Below are 21,189 nucleotides of genomic sequence, written 5' to 3' on the forward strand. Positions count from 1 at the left end.
CACTACTATTATTCCGCAATGTAGGAGCAAATATAGTCCGTAGGCGTCTTTACCTGAAGCTTGAATTTCGTGTTGGCAGGAACGGTAAATTCCCCGGTGCCGTTAATATGCAGCCACTCGGAAGCGCCCGGAAGCAATACGTCGAGCTCCCCGGCTTGAATTTCCATAATTTCCTTGGAATCCGTGCCGAATTCATATTCGCCCGGAAGCATAACGCCCAATGTTTTCTTTGTGCCGTCGGCAAACAGCACGGTACGGCTCGTTACTTTACCATCGAAGTAAAAGTTCGCTTTGGTCAACACGGTTACTTGCTCGAATTGAGACATAAGTCAATGCGCTCCTTTGAATGAAGCCGAACCGTCAAAATCACGGTTCGGCTTGAGTGTGTTTGCTTACTAATCGAATCGAATGCCGGGTTCTCTTACTTCAACAGCTGCTTTACGCGGGCAACCACGTTCTCTACTGTGAAGCCATATTCCTTAATAACAACCGGCCCAGGAGCCGATGCGCCGAATCGATCGATACCGAGGACGCTGCCTTGCTCGCCAACATAGCGCTCCCATCCGAACGAGTGACCCATTTCTACCGCAAGACGAGCTTTCACGTCCGGCAAAATAACGGAATCCTTGTACTCTTGGGACTGCTTGTCGAACAACTCCCAGCTAGGCATGCTGATGACGCGCACTTGTACACCTTCTTCGGCAAGCTGCTTCTGAGCGGCAACCGCCAGCTGCACTTCCGTACCGGTAGCGATAATTTGCGCTTGCGCTTTGCCGTTTGGAGCATCAGCCAGCACATAAGCGCCGCGGTTCACGCCTTCAGCCGCTTGTTCCGTTCCTTCGAGCTTTGGAGCCGCTTGGCGGGAGAAGATCAAGGCAACCGGGCCTTTCTTGTTCTCTACCGCATAGCGCCAAGCTGCCGCCGTTTCGTCGCCGTCCGCCGGACGGATGACTGTAACGCCCGGAATTACACGCAATGCCGCCAATTGCTCGATCGGCTCATGTGTAGGACCGTCTTCGCCGACGCCGATGCTGTCATGCGTGAACACATAGATGGCAGGCACGTTCATAATCGAAGCGAGACGAATGGCCGGACGCAAGTAATCGGAGAAGACGAAGAACGTTCCGCCGAATACTTTCAAACCGCCATGCAGTAGCATGCCGTTAACCGCTGCGCCCATACCGAACTCGCGCACACCGAAGTAAATGTTTTGACCGCTGTAGTCCTTCGACGTCATAACGCCGAGATCTTTCATGTGCGTCATCGTGGAGGATTCAAGGTCAGCCGAGCCGCCTACAAGGAAAGGTACGTTTTTGGCAATCGCGTTCAGTACGATACCGGATGCCGTACGAGTTCCTTTTTCCGCTGGAGCCGCTGCAGGGATGTCTTTATCCCAGCCTTCCGGCAGCTCGCCGTTCACTGCGTTTTCGAATTGCTTTGCAAGTTCAGGGTACGCTTTCGCATACTCGTTGAACATGTTCTGCCAAGCGGCGTTGGTTTCGATTCCTTTTTGCTTCACAGCAGCAAAGTGAGCGCGCACTTCTTCCGGTACGAAGAAATGCTGATCCTCCGGCCAGCCGTAAGCTTTTTTCGTCAGAGCGACTTCATCCACGCCGAGCGGAGAACCGTGAGGGCCTACATGTCCGCCTTTACCGGCTTTGTTAGGGCTGCCGAAGCCGATGATCGTTTTTACTTCGATCAGGGTTGGACGCTCGTCCGCTTGCGCTTCCTTGATCGCTTTTTCAAGCGCTTCAAGATCATTGCCGTCTTCCACGCGAAGCACTTGCCAGCCGTAGCCTTCAAAGCGAGAAGCTGCCTTTTCGGACATGGAAAGGCTCAATTCGCCGTCAAGCGAAATGTCGTTGGAATCATACAGCACGACCAGCTTGCCAAGCTTCATATGGCCTGCCAAAGACGCCGCCTCGGAGGAAATGCCCTCCATCAGGTCTCCGTCGCCGCAAATCACATAAGTGTGGTGGTCGATTACTTTGTATTGCTCTTTATTGTAAACGGAAGCCAGGTGCGCCTCCGCAATAGCCATACCTACCGCCATGCCGAAGCCTTGTCCCAAAGGACCCGTAGTAGCGTCCACCCCAGCCGTATGGCCTACTTCAGGGTGACCCGGCGTCTTGCTTCCCCACATCCGGAATTGTTTCAGCTCTTCCATAGGCAAGTCGTACCCGCTCAAGTGAAGCAGGCTGTACAGCAGCATCGAACCGTGTCCTGCCGATAATACGAAGCGGTCGCGGTTGATCCATGTCGGATTCTCCGGGTTATGGTTCATAAATTTAGCGAACAGCTCATAACCCATTGGTGCGGCACCCATCGGCATCCCCGGATGACCGGATTTGGCCTTCTCGATGGCATCGATAGACAAAGTGCGGATCGTGTCGATGGACAATTGTTCGATCGCTTTATTCAATACTGTCATGAAAAAGAACCTCCTATAATGTTAGTGAAGCAGCCCATCCGCTAGCTTCCCGGAATTCCGAAAAGCACCCTGTAGCCACTATTGTTAACGTGTGCACAATCAATTGCACGGAAACTCACTTGCACCATTTTACCATTGTCCGTTTCCATTTGCCAACTTAAACATCACATCATCACAAAAAATTCATTTGGAAAAAGCAGGATACTCCGAAGGATTTCCGCTTATTTTGGCGAATAAGTACTATCTATAGATGACTGAACCTGTTGATTTCAAGTGGTAGGAGTCGAATATGAACCATCTGTTACTGGAACTGGCCAACACGCGTCAAACGTATCGAAAAATGTTGAATTTGTACTGGCTCACCCTTGTACTGACCATACCGCTGGAATTTTTCATTCACCGCAGCCATTCGGCGGCAGACGGATCGGAGCTCCTCGGCACGTTAATCATCCAGGCTCTCGGGTTGACCGCAGTGACCGGAAGCACCGAAATGCTCTATCGCTACCGCAAGTTCCAGAGCGACGATTTAATGATCATTGCCGGCATCATTTACGCCTCGTCCATCATTTACGTGAACCCGACGATTGGAATCGTTCCTGCGATTTACATTTTTCCCATCCTGACTTCCGTACTTTCCTTCAACAAGAACCGCATCCTGCTTGCCTTTTCACTAGTTATCATTTGCTTTACCGGCCTGTTCGCCGTATCTCCGGAGCTTCGCATTACGATGCAGCCCATGCATCTTGTCGGCATTTTGTTCCTGTATGTAGGCGTTACGATTATCGCATTTAACATATCGAATAGCGGGATCGAGCTGCTGAACAATTTAAGGAGTGCGACGGAAGCGAAGCAAGAGCTGCTGGTCAAAACGGTCATTATGGACAAGCTCGCCAAGATGGATGCGCTGACCGACCTGTACAATCACAAGACATTTCACGAATATTTGGAAAAATTAATCGAGCAGAACGAACGGAACCATCTTTCGCTTCAGCTGGCTATTATGGATATCGATAATTTCAAAAAAATCAACGATACCTACGGCCATTGGGTCGGCGACGTAATGCTGCAGCGGGTGGCCAACATCATCAAGGAGACGGTGACTCCGAACGATTTCGCCGTACGGTACGGCGGAGAGGAATTCGCCGTTATTTTTACCGAAAAAACGATAGAGCAGTCGCTCCGCATCGTCGAGCAAATACGACAAAGGCTCGCGGTCACGCTGCACCCGGAGCTGGATTCGCAAGCCGTCACGCTCAGTATCGGGCTTCAAGATTATGTCAAGGGCGACGGCAAGGAAGCGCTGTTCAAAGGCGCGGACGCATCGCTGTATTCAGCCAAACGGACCGGCAAAAATAAAACGGTGGTGCAAACGCTGCGCAGCGACCATAAGGGAGCTTAAGCTAGCTTGCCTTGCTGTATTTTTACACAAGATGAAGACGGATGCCTTGAGTGGCGGGTCCGTCTTTTTTGTATCCACCGTTACCATACCACACTGTTCCGATTTTATACGGGCTGCTCTGCGATGAGGGCGGCTTCTGCCCCCTCTATCGAGGTTCTTTCCCTGAGGAGCGACCGCGTTTAGAGGTTATTTTTATCGCCAGTAAAAAAAAGCGGAGCTGTCCTCCGCCGTTGTTCCGGCAAAGGTACAGTCCGCTTCATCTTGCTGCGTTTCGCACACGTAAACTATTAATTGAATACAACCGTCTTGTTGCCGTGCACAATGACACGGTCTTCCACATGCCAAGATACGGCGCGCGCCAGCACAATGCGCTCGATATGACGGCCGATGCGCTTCAGGTCGTCTACGTTGTCGCGGTGGCTTACCCGCTGCACGTCCTGCTCGATAATCGGGCCGCCGTCCAGCTCCTCGGTTACATAGTGCGCGGTTGCTCCGATAATTTTTACCCCGCGGTTATGAGCCTGCGCATACGGCTTGCCTCCGACAAACGCCGGAAGGAAGGAATGGTGAATATTGATGATGCGGTTCGGAAAATGCTCGATGAACTTCGGCGTAATGATCTGCATGTATCGCGCCAAAACAACGGCATCCACTTGTCCGCTAACCAGCTCGAGCTGCTGACGCTCCGCCTCTTCCTTCGTAGCGGCCGTAACCGGGATATGATGGAAAGGGATGTCGAACGACTCTACCATCGCCCGCATATCGTTATGGTTGCTGATAACCATGGCGATGTCCGCTTGAAGATCTCCCGCCTGCCACTGCCATAAAAGCTCAAGCAGCGCATGATCCTCCTTCGATACAAAGATCGCAAGGCGCTTCTTGCGTCCCGCCCGGTTAATGCTCCACTGCATTTGGAATTGCTGAGCTACGACCGCGAAGTCCTCTTTCAGCTTCTCGCGGCGCTCATCCAGGTTTTCCAGGTCGAACTCGATGCGGATGAAAAACAATCCGCCCTCCGGGTCCATCGTATATTGGTCGGATTGTACGATATTAGCTCCGTGCTCATATAAAAAACGGGATACCGCTGCAACAATGCCGGGCTGATCCGGGCAGGATACTAGCATTCTTGCGCGGTTTTTCAAATCGTCCCGCTGGTTTTTAGGCAATACATTCGGTGTCATGACAACTTATTACTCCTTCATTGGTTCAAATAGTTCAATAGTACACGAGTTCGTGCTCGTGGCGTTTACAGCTGAAATACTTTTTGGCCCGCCAGCCAAGCGGTCAAGCGGTGGTTCACTTGCTCCTCCGACAGCTCGGGAAGAATGCGGTTCTCGGCTACAAGATCGAACAAGCGTTCCATAGGCTCGCGGCCGTCCTCTTTTCTCGCTTTGGCGTCCCCTTTCAATACTTCCCAAGTTTGCAGCACATAATCCCGGTGATTGAGCTCCTGCTTGGTGAAGAAGTGGCCTAATCTCTCTACATCCTCCAGGAAGTTGGAGCCGAAGCGCTGCTCGATCGATCCGCTAAGCAGTGCAATCTCCGCTTCGTACATCGGACGCTGCGTCTTGTCTTCCTTCCCGATCCAAGGCGTTTCCAGAATCAGCGGCAAATGCGTCAGCTTCTCGTGGTGCACGACATTGTGCATCGCTTCGAAGCCGATCCAGCCCGCTCCTACCGGGGCATGGCGGTCTTTCCCCGCGCCTTTCGGGTTTTTGCTGTCATTCAAGTGAACGACGCCGATCCGGTCCAGTCCCACCACTTTGTCAAAATGCTCCAGCACGCCGTCCAAATCGTTAATAATGTCGTAGCCCGCATCGTGAACGTGGCAGGTATCGAGACAAACGGACAAGCGGCTGTTATCCTCCACTTTGTCGATAATGGCGGCAATTTCCTCGAAGCTGCGGCCCATCTCGGTTCCTTTGCCGGCCATCGTTTCGAGGGCGATCTTCACATCCGTATCTTTCACTCCGGCCAACACTTCGTTAAGCCCTTCGGCAATGCGCGCAAGCCCGTATTCCGCGTCCTTGTCCGTATAGGCGCCTGGATGAAGCACAATATGCTTCACGCCCAAGTAGTCCGTGCGGCGGATTTCTTCCTGCAAAAAGCGAACCGCCAGCTCAAACGTATCTTCCTTATAAGAGCCGAGGTTAATAATATATGGAGCATGAACGATGATTTCCCCGATGCCATGCTTGTCCATCAGCGCTCTGCCTTCTTCGATAAATTGCGACTCTATTGGCTTGCGGCGCGTATTTTGCGGTGCGCCTGTGTATATCATAAATGTAGAAGACCCGTAAGAGACTGCTTCTTCCGCTGCGTTTAACAATCCTTTGTCTGAAAACGATACGTGAGAACCGATTTTCAACATCGTATTCCTCATCTCCTTTTTTTCGCACTCTCTCTATTTTACTAGGATTGCTCTTTATCCACAAGGCTACTTTTGGTTATCGCCAAAGTAAGGTATAATAGGGACGAGGTGACAATTAATCATGAATAACGGTTTCATGTGGTTTATCTTTTTCTGGGTTTTCGTGCTGATCACATTCATGTCGATCGGCGGCTATTTTATGTTCCGCAAATTTTTGAAGGTGCTGCCTATGGCGGACGGCAAGTCCAAGCTCGATTGGCAAAACCATTATGTCGAATCGTCCCGACATTTATGGACCGACGATGCCAAGTCGTTTCTGGACATGCTGGTCGACCCTGTACCGGCACCTTTTCGAGATATCGCACGCCACTCCATCGCGGCCAAGATCGGTCAAGTCGCATTGGAGAGTAAAGCCGACCAGATTACGCAGGACCACTGCATTCGGGGGTATATTCTTGCAACGCCGAAGCGAGACTACAAGAGCCTCGTCTCCTACCTGGATAAACAGAATATCGACTACAGCGCCTACAAGCATTTGCTGCAGTAGCGACTAAGGGCTTCCTGCCATCCGCGGCGGGAAGCCCTTCATTTATTTTTTCTTGCCCGGCTTTGTGCTCTCAGGCTGCTCCTTGCTCAGCTTTACGGTCAGAGTAGCCGTTGTGCCCCCCACCCTCATCGGATTCGGACTGCGCTGCGCCGTTCGGAACCCGACCAGCTTGACTCCGTCTACGGAGATGACCTTCGGAAGCTCCTCCTGCTTCAAATAAGCAATTTTTCCATCCAAAATGATGTACAAATCCACCTTATCCTGCGATTTCAAATCCACAGTCAAATACCGGTTATCCTTGGGCGTCAGAGCCGATTCGATCTCGCCCTTCTGCAAGTCCTTGACCAGGACCCCTTTATCGTCAAAGTAGTCTGTCACGTTGATGACCGAATCGCTCGACCACCCGCTGCCGCCTTCCTCGGAACGATCGTCGTAATCAGGGAAATATGTCGTCGTATCCGGATTGTAGATGCCGGAGGAACCATTGCCTGCACTGCCGCCGCTAGCACCCGTTCCGCCACCGGCTCCTGTAGAACCACCCGTTCCTTGCTGCTCCAGCTCGATGGTTGAGTAATCGCCTAGCCAGTAATTTTTCTTCAAATAATTATAAATCCGGTTCAAAATCGTAACGGCTTCCGCCCGCGTCACCTTGTCCAAAGGACGGAAATAGCCCAATTCATTGGCGGTCATAATGCCGGATGCCTGCAAGCTGGCCAAGCTGCTCGCCTGAGCGTTGGAGAAAGCGTCGGAGCCGAAGCCGCAGTCGCTCTTGTCGTTGCCTGTAAACAGGATAGGCAGCACATCATTAGACTCCATCAGGATGCTTCCCGCTGCGTCGTAACGTCCGTCCGCTTTGCTTGCCTGCTCATATACGTTCTTGTCTACATAAATATAAGATGGAATGTCCTTGAACTCCGATACTACCGTACACACGTCATTCGGGCTCAACCGTCTGTCGATCAGCCGCGTATCGAAAAACGAATACAGCATATTGGCGAGCTGCAGCCTCGTTAATTGCGTATCGGGATGAAACGTCAGCTGTCCCCTATTATTCAAGCCGTACACGCCCCAGTTAAACGACTGGTTATAGATTTCCGAAACCTGGCGATAGGACCAATGCTGCGGGGATACATCGGCGAAGCTGTCGATTTTTTGCGCGCCTGTTGCATATAAATTCGGCCGGTACTTGTCGAACAATCGATAAATCATGGTCGTCCACTCGGCTTTGCTGATCGTTTGATTCGGCCTGAAGGTCCCGTCCGGGTACCCTGTGAGCACCTGCTTTTGCGCCATCAAATAGATGGAGCCGATAGCCCAGCCGTTTTTCTGCGCGTCCACGTCGCTGAATGTGACAGCATCCGCGGCTTTGGCTGGAAGCGCCGGCAATCCAAGTGCTGCAATGAGCAGCCAGATGAACCATGTGAACCCTAATCTTCGTAACCTTTTCATTGCATACCCTCCAATCCTTCCTATATATATCGGCTTCCCAAGCGTTAATTGTTAATCTTTGGGCAGAAAAAAAGACGGCTGAAGCCAGCCGCCTTATACCTTCACATCCAGACTTTTACCCAAATTCGGATGCGGAGCCTGGACCATGCCCTGAATCAATGACACCGCCGCCGCCGTCTGCACATCCTGCTGCTTTTTCAGTACGGCAATGCCTACAGCCTGCTTCAGCGCATTCCCGCTGTTGATCGCATTCAATAAGCTGTTGACCTCCATGTATGTATCACCTCGATCTACCAGTTATTGGTTGCAGCTTTTACATCTAGATATATCGGCTTTCCGTGTGGATTTTGTTAGCGAGAAGACCACAGCCGACGCGTTACTTCTATTATGGTAAATAAAAAAATCCCTTGCTGCCAAGGGATTCTCGCTGATAATTGGAATGCGGTTGAGAGGACTCGAACCTCCACGGGCGTAAGCCCACCACCCCCTCAAGATGGCGTGTCTGCCATTCCACCACAACCGCAAATAAAAAATTACTGAGGGAAAAAACATGAGCCATGTAGGACTCGAACCTACGACACCCTGATTAAAAGTCAGGTGCTCTACCAACTGAGCTAATGGCTCATAATCAAGGAATCATTTTCGAAAACCCTTCGGTATTACTCGAAATAATGATGGTGACCCGTAGGGGATTCGAACCCCTGTTACCTCCGTGAAAGGGAGGTGTCTTAACCCCTTGACCAACGGGCCTTGCTGTGTAATTCCTTGCTGCCTTTTTGGCGACAAGAGTTATTATATCCGAATGAATTCGGATTGACAAGCTTTTTTTTCGAATAAATGTCGACTAATAAAAAGATCATAATGTGCTCCAATATAGAAGTCAAATTATGATATGCTTTCCCTAGAGAGAGTTGTGACGAAGGTGCTTCATGTCATTGACGATTTGTGACATCCAATGTTATCCTTTTTGGATGATTTATTGAATTTCAGGGTGGTTTGGACGGGACGCGCTTGGCGCTGAATCTTATTCATAACCTCCGGAAACAGGTGACACGGATGCAAACCTTTTTCTATTTATTTCTTGGATTTCTGGATGTTATCGCTATTTTCGCGCTGATTTTCAGAACATTCCGGTGGCCCTTCTGGGAGTTTCGGCTGAAGCTTACCGTGATTGGCGTCTTCATCTCGTTCGTATCATATATGAACCGGATGGTGCTGGATATTCCCCAATTCGATATTGCGATCCAATTCATTCTCTTTATTGTCTTTTTCCGGTATGTCATCAGGGTGAACGTATATCATGCGATTGACGTTACAGCTATCGGTTATCTTACCTTTATGAGCATCCAGCTGATCCTCTATTATGTGATGAAATACTTCCAATTGATTACGCTGGAGGACGCAACGAACCCGGTGGCCGCTATGGCTTTCTTTATCCAGGTTTTATCGGAGGCCTGCTCGTTTTTGGTAGCCTATCTGTTTTACCGGTTTCAACTGGGGTTCTCGTTCATGATGAGACCGCCGCACAATTTGTATTTAAACCGCACCATTGACCTCGCCAAAAGGACCAAAATGGTATTCAACACAATCGGCATTCTTACCATCAGTATTTCCGTATACTGGCTGGCGAACCACGAGCGATATTTCCTCATTTTGCCTGCGCTAACCTTTCTTTCCTTAGCCATGCTCATTTACTTATCTTATAAAAGAGATCTGCAGGATTGACGGAATTTGTAAAAAAGGCCAACCTGTTAAAAAGACGGGCTGGCTTTTTAGTTTTAGCGTGGAAGAGCAGTCTGGTAGCTTGCTTTTGCAAGACTTGATTCGTAATTCAAGGTCGTTTGCATCATATAGCAGGATGCGTTCCGCGCGTCACTTTTGCTGCTGCAATCTTATTTTCATCGTACCGTGGGAAAACAAAAAAACCGCCATACGGCGGTTTTCGGTTTGTACGGAGAGAGAGGGATTCGAACCCTCGCACCACTTACGCAGTCTAACCCCTTAGCAGAGGGTCCCCTTATAGCCACTTGGGTATCTCTCCAAAGCAATGGCTCCCCGAACAGGACTCGAACCTGTGACAACTCGATTAACAGTCGAGTGCTCTACCAACTGAGCTATCAGGGAAAGACATATTTTAATTTATCATGAATTTTGTTTAGAGTCAAGCTCATGCAGTTTCAGTTTTCCCCTGCATTTTCCACATGCGTATTTTTTTGGATCGAGCTTTCGTTTCCGTAAATACTCGGTCTTGCAGCTGGAACAAATCAGCTTGTAGCGGTACGGCTCCTTTCTTTTCGCCGTAGGGAGCGACCGGCAAAATCTTGTCCCACCTACCTGCTTCAGCAGCGTTTTAAATTCCGCATCCCGATGCAAATACCCCCGGTTCAGCAAATGCAGATGATAATGGCACAGCTCATGCTTGATGATTTTCTCTACATCCTCGGGCCCGAACTGCTCCAACTGCGCCCAGCTGATCTCGATATCGTGCGACTTGGTGAAATACCGGCCGCCCGTCGAAGTCAGCCTGCGGTTAAATCGGGCTTTATGCAAGAACGGACGTCCAAACGATGTCAAAGAGATGTGCTCAACCCACTGCTGCAGCTGTCGGTCATCCATTCCTTCTACGCCCTCGCTTTCTTCGTATTCTCACTTGAATTGTAACCGCATCATAGGCTACACTGTCAAGTAGATAGTGACAAACGAAATCGGATTTTTTGTACAACCGCAATGCAAGAGAGGAGCTTATTTGAACATGTCCAAAATGAAATATGTCGTCATGCAGCTGGATCAGCAAATTGAATTCGTACAGCTTCCGGCTACTCACACGTACCAGTTGACCGCTTTGAATTTGCGTTTGCATAAAGAGCTGGAGAAATTAACGGCTCCCAATGTTCCATCGCTGCCCAAAGCAATCGCGGAGTGCGAGAACCTGGATATCGTCAACCCTTCCTACAAGCTTCATCATGGGCTGGACTATATCAATCAGCTGGAGCAAGCTTTCTCTTCCATTAACGAGAAGGCCTATCCTCTCATTTCCCTCCTAACGGAAATCCGCGCGCTTCAGGCACAGCTTGAGCAATGGTACGAGGAAGAAGAGGAATTGGCAAACTAAAGCGGGCCGAAGCGTTTTAGAGCCGCCTAGGACCTGCACCCATTAGCCCATCCCGCCATATGCTATATCATAAGTAAACCTCATTAGGAAGCTTTAGAGGTATGGTATGGCTGCCGCAGACAAAGAAACGGTTTGGACGTTTTGCCGGAGCCAGACCTTCCTTGAAACGGCAGCACGATGCATAACGGCAGAAGGGAAGGGGCTGATTGGCTTGCCACAATGGCTTTGCAATCAACTGATGAGAGCATTTCACAATAAAAACCGCAGACAAATCCGGTTGTTGAACGATTGCTGGTTTTTCTACCGTACAAGAAGAAACGATGCGGCGGAAGAATCCTCATCGTCACAGCTTTAATACAGAACGATTCATCGCAAAAAGCAAAGAGCATAGACGGAGAACGACTCCATCTATGCTCTTCTTTATTGTCAGCTTCCATGTTGCCCGGCTGGCTGTACGCGCCGCTTAGGACGGCTTCTTCATCGTCAGGCTGACGCGGCCTTTTTTCAAATCGACGCCAAGCACCCACACAGTAACGGTATCTCCGACAGAGACTACGTCCATCGGATGCTTGACGAACGAATCGCTCAATTGGGAGATATGGACAAGCCCGTCGTTTTTGATGCCGATATCGACGAAGGCGCCGAAGTCGATCACGTTGCGGACCGTTCCCTGCAGCTCCATGCCCGGCGCCAAATCCTCGATCTGCAGCACATCGGTGCGGAAGATCGGAGCCGGCAGCTCATCCCGCGGGTCGCGTCCCGGGCGCTGCAAGCTGTCCAGGATGTCGCGCAGCGTCGGTACGCCGACTCCAAGCTTCGTCGCAAGCTCCGTTGGCTCGACCGAAGTAAGCATCTCCTTCAGCTGCTGTGAGCCCAGCTGCTTCAATTCAAGCTTAAGCTCCTTGAACAGCTTGTCCACCACATCGTACGACTCCGGATGGATCGGCGTGTTGTCGAGCGGATTCTTCCCTTCGCTGATGCGCAAAAACCCGGCGCACTGCTCGTACGCCTTCGCGCCGAGACGCGGCACCTTCTGCAGCTGTGAGCGGCTGACGAACTTGCCGTTATCCTCGCGGAATTTCACGATGTTCTTCGCAAGCGTGCTGTTAATGCCCGAAACATACGATAGCAGCGAAGGTGAGGCTGTATTGACGTCTACACCGACGTGGTTGACCGCCGACTCCACGACGAACGTCAGGCTCTCGTCGAGCCGTTTTTGCGTAACGTCGTGCTGGTATTGGCCGACGCCGATCGCTTTCGGCTCGATCTTCACCAGCTCCGCCAACGGATCCTGCAGTCGGCGGGCGATGGAAATCGCGCTGCGCTCCGCTACATCTAGGTCCGGGAACTCGGATTGGGCTAGCTTCGAGGCCGAATAGACGCTCGCTCCCGCTTCGTTGACGATCAAATACTGCAACCGGCGTTCCTTGATCTCCCCGATCAAATCGGCGACGAACTGCTCCGTTTCGCGGGAGGCGGTCCCGTTGCCGATGACGATCAGCTCCACGCCATAAGTCTCGATCAGCTTGCGGAACTTCGCCTTCGCTTCCGCAACCTTATTGTTAGGCGGCGTCGGATAGGTTACGGCAATTTCGAGCATTTTGCCGGTATCGTCCACGACCGCGAGCTTACAGCCTGTCCGATAGGCCGGATCGACGCCGAGCACGACCTTCCCTTTTATCGGGGCTTGCAGCAGCAGATTGCGCAGGTTTTCGGCGAACACCTCGATCGCCTTCTCCTCGGCCTTCTCCGTCATTTCGTTGCGAACCTCGCGCTCAATGGACGGGGCAAGCAGACGCTTGTAGGCATCCTCAATGACCGCCGTCAGCGTATCCCTCACTACCGACGGACCTTTGACCGTCAGCCGCCCGATATAGTCGTGAATGCGGTCCGTCTGCACCTCAAGCGTTACCTTCAGCACCTCTTCGCGCTCGCCGCGATTAATGGCCAAAATACGGTGAGGAGGCAGCTTGCGAACCGGCTCCTGGTAGCTGTAGTACATTTCGTATACGGACTCTTGCTCGGCATCCTTAGCCTCGGTCCGCACAATCCCCTGATCATATGTATATTTGCGCACCCACGCGCGTATTTTCGCATCGTCCGCGACTTGCTCCGCGATAATATCCATAGCGCCTTGAACCGCTTCCTCTGCCGTTTGGACGCCTTTTTCCGCGTCAACGTAGCGCCCGGCTTCCGCCAGCAAATTGCCCTGTCTAGGCTGAGTCAGTATCCATGCCGAGAGCGGCTCCAGCCCTTTTTCCTTCGCTACGCTGGCCCGCGTCTTGCGCTTTTGTCTATACGGGCGATATAGATCCTCCAGCTCCTGCAGCTTCGCCGACTGCTCGATGGATGCCTTCAGCTCGTCCGTCAGCTTTCCCTGCTCGTCGATGAGCCGGATGACTTCCAGCTTCCGAGACTCCAGGTTGCGCAAATACGTAAGCCGCTCCTCTATATCCCGCAGCTGGTTCTCGTCCAGTTCTCCGGTCATTTCCTTCCGGTAACGGGCTATGAACGGAATCGTGTTGCCTTCATCAAGCAGCCCTACGGTAGTGCGAACCTTGCCCGCAGACAATTGCAGCTCCCCGGCGATTTGCTTAAGAATCCGCTCTTGAATCGCCGCTTTCATTTCCTCCGTGAGCGCGTTGTTCCCTTTATTTTCTTCCAATTGTATGATTTCCTCTTTCGACATCGACATGAACCTTTAGTACCTCCTCCATAAAATCCCCAGCATTCGACAAATCCAAAGCTCAATAACGTATAGAAGTCCTGCTGCTACCGTTTGAAGAAATTGCTTGCCTGGTGCGGCCGCCATTCCCGGACAACTAAAAAACGAGGGCACCCTACGGTCCCTCGCTTCAATCCCTGAAAGCGTTAAAACTCAATCAGTCCCACGCTTACCTGCAATGCATCATCCACTTTGCGCATCGTCTCTTCGTCAAGGTGAGTTATTTTATCTGTCAGACGCTGCTTATCAATCGTACGAATTTGCTCCAGCAAAATGACAGAATCCCTGTCAAAGCCATGAGACTCCGCATCAATTTCTACGTGTGTAGGCAGCTTGGCTTTTTGAATTTGCGCTGTGATCGCCGCCACGATGACCGTAGGACTGAAGCGATTCCCTATATCATTCTGAATAATGAGAACAGGCCGGATCCCGCCCTGCTCCGACCCAACGACGGGTGACAAGTCCGCAAAAAACACATCGCCTCGTTTGACAATCAATAGTTACACCCCGCTTACTAAACGGTCCAGAGTGTTATCCGCTTCTTCCTCCGCCTGAAATGCCTCCGAGGCCATGTGTAAATTGATCTTCGCCATTTCCATATATCCGCGCTGCATCGATTCCCTCAGATGGCGTTTCTTCCGTTCCATCAAGTACAGCTTCATCGCTTGACGAATAAACTCGCTGCGGTTCGAGTTCTCCTTCTCCACGATGCCGTCCACTTCCTGCAGCAAATAGTCCGGCAAGCTGATCATTATTCGTTTCGTGTTCTGCGCATTGGACACCAAGCATGCACCCCCAAAAACATACAACAATATTACCATTATGGCGAATATACAGCAAAATTATACAAGATGAGTATATGCTACAGGTATAGCAAATATGTTATACCTCTTTTTTCCCAATAAAAGGCGAGCCCTTAAGAATCCACAGAAGTATGTATTATACATATTCGCGGTGAAATCCTAAATTCCTCTACTCCACCCACAAAAAATCGGCTGGAAAATGTTACTGGTCACATCTGCTCCATCGAGCCCCAATTATGTCGTAATAACGGGTTGACCGTAGATACTACGCGGCCGTCACGGATATAGACGCGAGGCACACGGTGGGAAATCATGCAGGTGATTTCGTAGTTGATCGTACCGAGCCAATCGGCGTGCTCCTCGGCCGTAATCTTGTCTTCGCCTTGCTTGCCCAAAATGACAACCTCTTCTTCGTTATCAATATCGGTGAGTCCCGTCACATTCATCATACACTGATCCATACAAATGCGGCCGACAATCGGCATCCGCGTTCCTTTGATAAGCGCCTGGGCTTTGCCCGTCAGCATCCGTGAGAACCCGTCCGCATACCCGATCGGCAGCGTAGCAATGGTCTCCTCGCCGGCTGTGCGATAAATCGTTCCGTAGCTGATGCCCGAATCGGCCGGAACCGTTTTGACCATGACGACACCGGTTTTGATGCTCAGTACCGGCTCCAAATCTATCACCTGATGGTTGACTTCCTCGGAAGGATACAACCCGTACATGCTGATGCCGAGCCGCACCATATTGTATGTCAAGTCCGGACAATCGATCGCCGCAGCGCTATTGCCGGCGTGTACATAGGCGAACTGAATCCCCTTCTCAGCAAAATGCTTCACCACCCGGTCAAAGCGCCGGTATTGCTCGAGCGTGTATGTTTTGTCCTCCTCATCTGCGCATGCATAATGAGTGAACAAGCCTTCTACGTGGATTCCGGGAATTTGCAGCGCTCTGTCAATCAGAGCGATAGCCTCCTCCTCGGTCGTAAGCCCTAACCGGTTCATGCCCGAATCAATTTTCACATGAATGCTCAAAGGCTTTTCTCTCGGCAGCAGACGTTCAAATGCATCCAAAACCTCATGGCTGTACACATTGACGGTAATATCGTGTTCCCAAGCTGTCTCCAACCCTTCCGGAGGGGTATACCCCAGCACGAGAATCGGAGCCGTAATCCCGGCATGCCGGAGCTCCAGGCCTTCATCCAAAAAAGCAACCGCAATATACTCGACACCACAGCGCAGCGCCTCCCGGCAAACCTCCACTGCACCGTGCCCGTAAGCATCCGCTTTGACCACAGCCATCATCTTCACATGGGCAGGTAAAACCCGTCGAAACCCTTCCAAATTGCTGCGAAGCGCATCCAGGGAAATCTCCACCCTCGTAGGCCGGTAAAACGAATCCATAAGTCCACCTTCTTCTGCGAAAATCAAGGGAAGCTCCCTTAAAGCAGGGAACTTCCCCCTTAGTCGTTACCTCGTGTGTTTTCAATAAACCTATGGTAATCCGAACGACACCGGGTGTCAATGAACAATATCTTGAACATCCCGGTATCAGGAATCCGTCAGTTTATGGTAAAAATTTAGGTGCAAATTACATTTTGAGGTATATTTTCGCCTATTTACATCTTCATTTCTCGGAGATAGCTAGGATTCCAATTCCAATTTTATGCAGGCTCCCCGGTGTTGATGCAGATAGAGGTGGCATGAGGCATCGGTATTTCCATAAGTTGTTGGATTTGCGAGATGGATTGATTTAAGAAATATCTTGCTGGATTACGAGTTGCATATTGATTTGGTTACTCGCTGCGCTGAGGGGTTATCCGAATTCCTCACCGAGGTGCTCACTGACTTCCTGTCATTCGACCGACCGCCGCGCAGCGCCACAACGCGCGCTTGGGATAGCGCGCGTTGGAAATTTAACCGAAGCTCCATCTGACTTTTAAAACATATCAAATGTTCCGCGTTTCCCCGGCATACTATTACGAAAGGCGCTCTTTCAGACTTCATTCCTCAGTTTGCCTGACAGTGACAGCCATCTCACCAATCACACTATTGTCAATTCATTGTCGGTTGATTGACGTTTGGACGTTATATTTGGATATTATTAACGTACCAATTACTTCCCGATTTCGTCCTGCACAGCCTGTGCAACTTTAATCATTTCCGTTTGCGGCAAATCTGCAGTGGACAGTCTGAACTCGATTCCATCGTATGTCCAAGTTAATGTCTTCTTCTCATCGCCGGTAACCACAGCCAAAGTATAGCCCAAGTCCACGATATCCCCTGGCAGTACGGATACGGTCTGTGTTACAGGACGCGACTCGATCAAAGTATAGTTGTATTTGCCCGAGTAGCGAAGCATGACGGCTTTCTCTTCGCCGAGCTTGATCTCGCTCATGTCGAGCTTCTTCACGCCGCTAGGCAGGTAATTCGGCTCGATCACGCCGAACGATGCTTGCTGCTTGCTTGCATCGGCTTTTGTGCCTGCGGCTGTGCCAGCAGTGGCATTCGTACCGGCTGTGCCGCCTGCACCATTGGCTCCAGCTGCCGCGTTTGCTCCAGTCGTGCCGTTTGCGGCCCCTGTAGCCCCCGCTGCTCCGCTCGTTGCACCTGCACCGGCTTTAGCCCCAGTACCGTTCGCGGACGGGCCCGTGCTTGCTCCTGCGCCGTTTGTACCCGCTGCCGGTGTTGTTGCTTTGCCTGCGTCGGTAGCAGCTCCTGCGTTGCTGCCCGTAGCTGCTGCCCCGCTCTTGCTGCCTGCAGCGCCGGATGTACCTGTAGCACTCGTTCCGTTTGCCGCAGTGCCATTTGTTGTCGCACCGCTAGTAGCGCTATTGGCCGCGCCTGCTGCCTTTTCGCTCCCTGTTCCAGCTGCACCGCCATTCGCTGAATTACTTTGCGCTCCAGAGCTAGCCGCTCCAGGCTGCCCCATCGTCGGCTGGGACATCTTCCAGCTTGTCATATTTCTCTGCATGTCGAAGGAATCTTTATCGAATTTCTTGCCAAATTCAAATTGGTTGAAATCAACAATAACCATCACATTCGCATTTGTATCCGAAACCTCTACATGCTGAGGCGCATAATTCTTTTTATCCAGCCAAATCTTCTGCCGCGCTAACGATCCGTTCTGATAATTGGCGAGTACGTCGAACACATACGCGTTCTCATCCGTTGTAAACTGGCGGTCGTTATCCATCAGTATGCTTTGGACCAACGACTGGTACAAATAAACTTGTCCCTGATTTTCCGGCCAGTCGCTCTGGAATCGGAAGCTTTTGTTCAAATGCGGTGTCAGCACGAACACGCCATCGTCATTACGCAATACAATCTGAGTAATATCCTTCTTGGCATTCGTCAAGGAAATGCGGTAGTAATGAGGGTTCTGATACCATACCTCCACTTGGTATTCCTGCGGCTCCTGCCCCGTATGGAGCACCATTCGCCCGCTTCCTTGATAGCTCTGCAGCTTATTTATAACCCCATCCAAATCCTTCACTACCGAACCCGAATCCTTCTTACCGCAGCCCGCCAACACCAGACTGAAGCTTAGCACCAAGGCAATCACCCAAGTGAATCGCCGCATTCCAATCCCCTCCACCCAATTGTTAAATGAACTGATACCATGTCTATGAGGGGACTTGGACAATTATGCGGACAAAGTTAGGGGAGGAAATAAAAACTCCTATAACCGGTTGGTTATAGGAGTTGGGTGGGGGATACCCTTTTTATGAGAAGGCCCTTCTACCTATACTAATAAAAGGCCTTTCAATCCCAAAATAAGTTAGAATTGCAGTAGCAAACGTAATGGCTGACCATAGAATGAACGTCCATGTTTTATTGTTTAATTGAGGTAGTATCTCTATCACCAAAGGGTGCATTAAGTATATCGAGTAACTTATTACCCCAAAAAGCACCAATAATTTTGTGCCTCTTTGCAATTTGTTCCTTACTAATAAAAAAAACGAAATGTAAGCCAACACCCAGGCAGTTAGCATTGGAATAAACGAATGAGTGCCTAAGAAATTTGGATCATTATCTCCCCAAAATACATTAAAGCAAACAACTGTAGTTAATATCGTTGATAGTATAAAAGTTAATGCAAATAATCTTCCCCTCAGTTGATCATGGACATATCGATAAATAATAGTACCGAAAAACATGGTAAATAAATTAAAAAACAATCCCCATCCTGGGATTCTAATCCCTGCAATTGGAGTTGCTGATGAAATCAACGCAAGGAAAAAAAATGCTATGGCTAACAAATATCGTCTAAAAAAGCCAAACAAAAATAAAAGGGAACACAGACAATAAAAAACCATTTCAACGCTTAAAGTCCAGAAAAGTTCTACAATATCCGGTTTCTCCAGAAATTTTTGAATCATCGTAATATTCGCAAGTATTATTGAAAATATCGGCTTCTCAGATACGTTGAAATAAAAATATGCCAGAAGAACAGCAGCTAACAAATTAAACCAATATAAAGGATATAAACGAAAAAAACGCCTTATCCAAACTTCCTTAAACTTTTGGTCCTTTCTATGGATTGAGGAATAATGAAGCCACTACAAAGAAAAAAAGAGCAACACCGAACTGTCCCAATTGAAAATAAGTACTGGTGAAGTATACGAAACCAGGGTAAAGTCTTTCTCCCATGTGTTCTATCATAACGGACAATGCAGCAATTCCGCGCAAAATATCCAGAGAGTCGAGTCTTTTTATCCAGCGATGCTTGCAAAATAATCCCTCATTAAACTAGATTGTATTATGCCATAGAGTAACTCAAGAATACTGTTATAAAAGAAGACCTGTAACTACATAGTTACAGGTCTCAATAAGATTCAATTTCCTTAATTGCCATATAAAGCTTTTAGTCGAGGTATCAGATTCGCTTGAATGATTAGATCAGACATATTCAACCTGGTTCTTGCCTCATTTGCATTCCCAGAACATGCATTCAACGCAATTTCTTCGTTTGTATTCAAATTATAACATTTGCCTTCATCGATTGAACCGCTAGTCGTATAGAAGTAATGAGATTCATCCACATAAGAGCCGTTTCTAAAAACCACTAACCGGTTCGGGTCATTCTCAAACAAATTATTTCCCATGAAAAAATAATTCTCTCTATCAATACCCAACAAATATAATAAACTCGGTGTCAGGTCCAAATGTCCAGAAACGGTACTACTGGTAGTATTTTTCGTATATCCAGGAATATGAATGATTAATGGTACCTTATCCATCTTTGCAGCATCTATCGCTTCAGTGCCTGTATTAGTTACAGATGCAATATCTTTTATATCGATTGAGCTATCATGGTCCCCGTATATAGCAATAATGGTATCCTCATATAATCCCTTCTTCTTTAATTCCTCAATGAACGCCCCTATAGCTAAATCAGCATAATGAGCTGTATTTAAATATCTTTCTAACAAGGAATCATTTTTTTCTTCAAAAACCTTGTACTTAGCTGGTAGCGTATCATATGGATGATGGTTGGACAAAGTAATCAAAAATGAAAAGAAAGGGCGCGGCAAGGTAACTATACGTTGAACAGACTGTTCAAGAAAATCCTTATCAGACAGTCCCCATCCTATATTCTCTCCTTGTGCAAAATCGTTTCCAAACATACTGTTATCCATGCCAAGATGCTGATGCATTGCCTTCCTGTTCCAAAATTGCCCATCATAAGCATGAGCAGAGAAAGTCGTATAACCATATTGCTTAAGTGCGGCTGGTAATGAATCATAATTTTGCTGCGGATAAGAAAAATAAATGGATCCTTCATTCAGTGGATATAGTGATACCAAGGACGTAAACTCACCATCTGATGTTCTTCCCTGATTTGTTTGATCAAAATAATTCGTATAATACATACTATTCTTAATTAAATTGTTAAGATTAGGAGTTACCTCTTTACCATTAACCTTTAATCCAATTACAAATTGCTGTAGAGCTTCAACTTGTAGGACTATAACATTTTTACCTTTTGCAATACCGAAATCCGAGTTCTTATCAATACTTACATGATCCTTATACCATTTATCATAAGTTTCTATTTCACCAGTTGTAACTTTCGGCTTATTAAAACTCATACTAACAAACTTATAGACATCAAACACATGATAATTAATTACGCCAATATTTTCTACAAGCTTGCTATTACTGAACCTTTGAACAAATAGACCTGGATTTTTTTCACTTATATTAATTAAATTAATAACCATCCCTACAACTGCAAAAACAAACATAAATGCAGTGACTGATTTCTTATCAAAAAATTTTTTTGATGATGTTGTTGGTAGCGTGTTACGAGATCTATTGTGAAATAAGAAAAAAATAATTATTAATAT

19 protein-coding genes and 5 tRNA genes are annotated in these 21,189 nt (G+C 48.9%); 5 read left to right on the forward strand and 19 right to left on the reverse strand.

Annotated elements, in window-relative coordinates; all coding sequences use genetic code 11:
• Positions 1 to 8: 8 nt before the first annotated feature.
• Positions 9 to 326 (reverse strand): pyrimidine/purine nucleoside phosphorylase, encoded by a 318-nt coding sequence (ppnP, locus tag ACFQ88_RS34855; protein ID WP_379461935.1) that lies wholly within the window; start codon positions 324 to 326, stop codon positions 9 to 11.
• 95 nt (positions 327 to 421) lie between these two features.
• Positions 422 to 2,431 (reverse strand): transketolase, encoded by a 2,010-nt coding sequence (gene tkt / locus ACFQ88_RS34860; RefSeq protein ID WP_379461937.1) that lies wholly within the window; start codon positions 2,429 to 2,431, stop codon positions 422 to 424.
• A 289-nt stretch (positions 2,432 to 2,720) separates the two neighbouring features.
• Here tkt and ACFQ88_RS34865 point away from each other — a divergent pair, with 289 nt between their 5' ends.
• The gene (locus ACFQ88_RS34865; protein ID WP_379461939.1) at positions 2,721 to 3,830 is read left to right on the forward strand and encodes a GGDEF domain-containing protein; all 1,110 of its coding nucleotides are present in this window, start codon (positions 2,721 to 2,723) and stop codon (positions 3,828 to 3,830) included.
• A gap of 287 nt (positions 3,831 to 4,117) precedes the next feature.
• Here the strand turns inward: ACFQ88_RS34865 and purU are convergent, their stop codons facing one another.
• Positions 4,118 to 5,011: a formyltetrahydrofolate deformylase gene (gene purU / locus ACFQ88_RS34870; RefSeq protein WP_379461941.1), complete on the reverse strand. Its 894-nt coding sequence runs from the start codon at positions 5,009 to 5,011 to the stop codon at positions 4,118 to 4,120.
• Positions 5,012 to 5,076: 65 nt separating this feature from the next.
• A complete protein-coding gene (locus tag ACFQ88_RS34875; RefSeq protein WP_379461943.1) occupies positions 5,077 to 6,201 on the reverse strand; it encodes a deoxyribonuclease IV in 1,125 nt (374 codons plus the stop codon).
• Positions 6,202 to 6,322: 121 nt separating this feature from the next.
• Between ACFQ88_RS34875 and ACFQ88_RS34880 the strand changes: the two genes are divergently transcribed.
• Complete coding sequence (locus tag ACFQ88_RS34880) at positions 6,323 to 6,748, forward strand: DUF2621 domain-containing protein (RefSeq protein ID WP_275590439.1); 426 nt, start codon at positions 6,323 to 6,325, stop codon at positions 6,746 to 6,748.
• Between the two features lie 42 nt (positions 6,749 to 6,790).
• On the opposite strand, the gene ACFQ88_RS34885 is transcribed toward ACFQ88_RS34880, so the two are convergent.
• The 5 genes from ACFQ88_RS34885 to ACFQ88_RS34905 form a co-directional block, all read right to left on the reverse strand.
• Entirely contained in the window at positions 6,791 to 8,197 is a 1,407-nt protein-coding gene (locus tag ACFQ88_RS34885; RefSeq protein WP_379461945.1) for an S-layer homology domain-containing protein, read from the reverse strand.
• Between the two features lie 93 nt (positions 8,198 to 8,290).
• The gene (locus ACFQ88_RS34890) at positions 8,291 to 8,470 is read right to left on the reverse strand and encodes a YjfB family protein (RefSeq protein ID WP_239630018.1); all 180 of its coding nucleotides are present in this window, start codon (positions 8,468 to 8,470) and stop codon (positions 8,291 to 8,293) included.
• A gap of 167 nt (positions 8,471 to 8,637) precedes the next feature.
• Positions 8,638 to 8,720 (reverse strand) — tRNA-Leu (locus ACFQ88_RS34895).
• Positions 8,721 to 8,748: 28 nt separating this feature from the next.
• Positions 8,749 to 8,821 (reverse strand) — tRNA-Lys (locus tag ACFQ88_RS34900).
• 51 nt (positions 8,822 to 8,872) lie between these two features.
• Positions 8,873 to 8,947: transfer RNA gene (locus tag ACFQ88_RS34905), tRNA-Glu, on the reverse strand.
• Positions 8,948 to 9,253: 306 nt separating this feature from the next.
• Between ACFQ88_RS34905 and ACFQ88_RS34910 the strand changes: the two genes are divergently transcribed.
• Positions 9,254 to 9,922: a hypothetical protein gene (locus ACFQ88_RS34910; RefSeq protein ID WP_379461948.1), complete on the forward strand. Its 669-nt coding sequence runs from the start codon at positions 9,254 to 9,256 to the stop codon at positions 9,920 to 9,922.
• Between the two features lie 227 nt (positions 9,923 to 10,149).
• On the opposite strand, the gene ACFQ88_RS34915 is transcribed toward ACFQ88_RS34910, so the two are convergent.
• The 3 genes from ACFQ88_RS34915 to ACFQ88_RS34925 form a co-directional block, all read right to left on the reverse strand.
• Positions 10,150 to 10,238 (reverse strand) — tRNA-Ser (locus ACFQ88_RS34915).
• A 7-nt stretch (positions 10,239 to 10,245) separates the two neighbouring features.
• Positions 10,246 to 10,321 (reverse strand) — tRNA-Asn (locus ACFQ88_RS34920).
• An 18-nt stretch (positions 10,322 to 10,339) separates the two neighbouring features.
• Positions 10,340 to 10,813 carry a SprT family protein gene (locus tag ACFQ88_RS34925; RefSeq protein WP_379461950.1) on the reverse strand — a complete coding sequence of 158 codons (474 nt, stop codon included), beginning with the start codon at positions 10,811 to 10,813 and terminating at the stop codon, positions 10,340 to 10,342.
• Between the two features lie 136 nt (positions 10,814 to 10,949).
• Between ACFQ88_RS34925 and ACFQ88_RS34930 the strand changes: the two genes are divergently transcribed.
• On the forward strand, positions 10,950 to 11,309 hold the full coding sequence (locus ACFQ88_RS34930; RefSeq protein WP_379461952.1) for a hydrolase/acyltransferase: 360 nt from the start codon (positions 10,950 to 10,952) through the stop codon (positions 11,307 to 11,309).
• Between the two features lie 211 nt (positions 11,310 to 11,520).
• A complete protein-coding gene (gene cmpA / locus ACFQ88_RS34935; protein ID WP_239630022.1) occupies positions 11,521 to 11,664 on the forward strand; it encodes a cortex morphogenetic protein CmpA in 144 nt (47 codons plus the stop codon).
• 108 nt (positions 11,665 to 11,772) lie between these two features.
• Here the strand turns inward: cmpA and ACFQ88_RS34940 are convergent, their stop codons facing one another.
• The 7 genes from ACFQ88_RS34940 to ACFQ88_RS34970 form a co-directional block, all read right to left on the reverse strand.
• Positions 11,773 to 13,935 (reverse strand): Tex family protein, encoded by a 2,163-nt coding sequence (locus ACFQ88_RS34940; RefSeq protein WP_379461971.1) that lies wholly within the window; start codon positions 13,933 to 13,935, stop codon positions 11,773 to 11,775.
• Between the two features lie 245 nt (positions 13,936 to 14,180).
• The gene (locus ACFQ88_RS34945; protein WP_028553083.1) at positions 14,181 to 14,531 is read right to left on the reverse strand and encodes a type II toxin-antitoxin system PemK/MazF family toxin; all 351 of its coding nucleotides are present in this window, start codon (positions 14,529 to 14,531) and stop codon (positions 14,181 to 14,183) included.
• A gap of 3 nt (positions 14,532 to 14,534) precedes the next feature.
• On the reverse strand, positions 14,535 to 14,816 hold the full coding sequence (locus tag ACFQ88_RS34950; protein ID WP_239630023.1) for a CopG family ribbon-helix-helix protein: 282 nt from the start codon (positions 14,814 to 14,816) through the stop codon (positions 14,535 to 14,537).
• 230 nt (positions 14,817 to 15,046) lie between these two features.
• On the reverse strand, positions 15,047 to 16,240 hold the full coding sequence (alr, locus tag ACFQ88_RS34955) for an alanine racemase (RefSeq protein WP_379461955.1): 1,194 nt from the start codon (positions 16,238 to 16,240) through the stop codon (positions 15,047 to 15,049).
• A gap of 712 nt (positions 16,241 to 16,952) precedes the next feature.
• Positions 16,953 to 18,419, reverse strand: a complete 1,467-nt coding sequence (locus tag ACFQ88_RS34960; RefSeq protein WP_379461957.1) for an outer membrane lipoprotein carrier protein LolA — start codon at positions 18,417 to 18,419, stop codon at positions 16,953 to 16,955.
• Positions 18,420 to 18,561: 142 nt separating this feature from the next.
• The gene (locus ACFQ88_RS34965; protein ID WP_379461973.1) at positions 18,562 to 19,380 is read right to left on the reverse strand and encodes an acyltransferase family protein; all 819 of its coding nucleotides are present in this window, start codon (positions 19,378 to 19,380) and stop codon (positions 18,562 to 18,564) included.
• 303 nt (positions 19,381 to 19,683) lie between these two features.
• Positions 19,684 to 21,189: LTA synthase family protein (locus ACFQ88_RS34970; protein WP_379461959.1), on the reverse strand; the 1,506-nt coding region annotated here is incomplete at its 5' end.

The organism is Paenibacillus sp. NPDC056579 (genome assembly GCF_042793215.1).
Classification (GTDB): Bacteria; Bacillota; Bacilli; order Paenibacillales; family NBRC-103111; genus Paenibacillus_S.

What these genes read in the sequence shown, in the direction of transcription:
- ACFQ88_RS34910 (WP_379461948.1), top strand. Translation starts at nt 9,254, where the DNA reads ATGCAAACCTTTTTCTATTTATTTCTTGGATTTCTGGATGTTATCGCT.
- ACFQ88_RS34865 (WP_379461939.1), top strand. Translation starts at nt 2,721, where the DNA reads ATGAACCATCTGTTACTGGAACTGGCCAACACGCGTCAAACGTATCGA.
- ppnP (WP_379461935.1), bottom strand. Translation starts at nt 326, where the DNA reads ATGTCTCAATTCGAGCAAGTAACCGTGTTGACCAAAGCGAACTTTTAC.
- ACFQ88_RS34880 (WP_275590439.1), top strand. Translation starts at nt 6,323, where the DNA reads ATGAATAACGGTTTCATGTGGTTTATCTTTTTCTGGGTTTTCGTGCTG.
- purU (WP_379461941.1), bottom strand. Translation starts at nt 5,011, where the DNA reads ATGACACCGAATGTATTGCCTAAAAACCAGCGGGACGATTTGAAAAAC.
- ACFQ88_RS34925 (WP_379461950.1), bottom strand. Translation starts at nt 10,813, where the DNA reads ATGGATGACCGACAGCTGCAGCAGTGGGTTGAGCACATCTCTTTGACA.
- ACFQ88_RS34930 (WP_379461952.1), top strand. Translation starts at nt 10,950, where the DNA reads ATGTCCAAAATGAAATATGTCGTCATGCAGCTGGATCAGCAAATTGAA.
- tkt (WP_379461937.1), bottom strand. Translation starts at nt 2,431, where the DNA reads ATGACAGTATTGAATAAAGCGATCGAACAATTGTCCATCGACACGATC.
- ACFQ88_RS34875 (WP_379461943.1), bottom strand. Translation starts at nt 6,201, where the DNA reads ATGTTGAAAATCGGTTCTCACGTATCGTTTTCAGACAAAGGATTGTTA.
- ACFQ88_RS34940 (WP_379461971.1), bottom strand. Translation starts at nt 13,935, where the DNA reads ATGAAAGCGGCGATTCAAGAGCGGATTCTTAAGCAAATCGCCGGGGAG.
- alr (WP_379461955.1), bottom strand. Translation starts at nt 16,240, where the DNA reads ATGGATTCGTTTTACCGGCCTACGAGGGTGGAGATTTCCCTGGATGCG.
- ACFQ88_RS34960 (WP_379461957.1), bottom strand. Translation starts at nt 18,419, where the DNA reads ATGCGGCGATTCACTTGGGTGATTGCCTTGGTGCTAAGCTTCAGTCTG.
- ACFQ88_RS34890 (WP_239630018.1), bottom strand. Translation starts at nt 8,470, where the DNA reads ATGGAGGTCAACAGCTTATTGAATGCGATCAACAGCGGGAATGCGCTG.
- ACFQ88_RS34885 (WP_379461945.1), bottom strand. Translation starts at nt 8,197, where the DNA reads ATGAAAAGGTTACGAAGATTAGGGTTCACATGGTTCATCTGGCTGCTC.